The 525-nt window shown below is 46.7% G+C and carries 1 protein-coding gene; it reads right to left on the bottom strand.

The genetic code is table 11. The annotated features are described in order from the left end of the window. Positions 1–26: 26 nt before the first annotated feature. On the bottom strand, positions 27–525 hold a 499-nt coding region (locus R7E78_RS30300), incomplete at its 5' end, for a M20/M25/M40 family metallo-hydrolase (protein ID WP_318059167.1).

Here is a 525-nt window from a genome sequence, read left to right as displayed (position 1 = left end):
AAGTTAATCTAAATATTTGAGTGAGACTACTTCACCAAAAAATGCTTAACGAACTCAGATATTTTTACCATATCGTCAACGGCGATGAACTCTTCCGTGGTGTGCACTTTAGCCATACCCGTAGATAGATTCACGGTTGTCAGACCTTTCTTGTTGAAGTTGTTCGCATCGCTGCCGCCGCCAGTGCCTTTCGTGAACGCTTCGATACCCATATCTGCAAACGCCGCTTTGATTGCGGTTACGTGCGTGTTGTCTTCTTCGATAACAAAGGCGTCGTACGCGCGGCTAGATTCGATTTCGACTTCTGCGCCATGTTTTTCACATACCGACTCAAATGTTGAAATCATGTGGTTGACTTGGGCTTCTAGCTTCTCTCCATTTAGAGAGCGAGCTTCAGCAACGATTTTAAGCTCTGGCATCAGAATGTTGGTTGCCTGACCACCGTTGACCATGCCGATGTTCGCTGTGGTTTCTTCGTCGATGCGAAGCAGTTTCATTTGGTTGATTGCGTCTGCCGCAACCATG

This window comes from Vibrio sp. YT-19(2023), assembly GCF_033337395.1.
The sequence above is the reverse complement of the archived record's forward strand: the minus strand, read 5'-3'. Positions and strand labels throughout refer to the sequence as shown.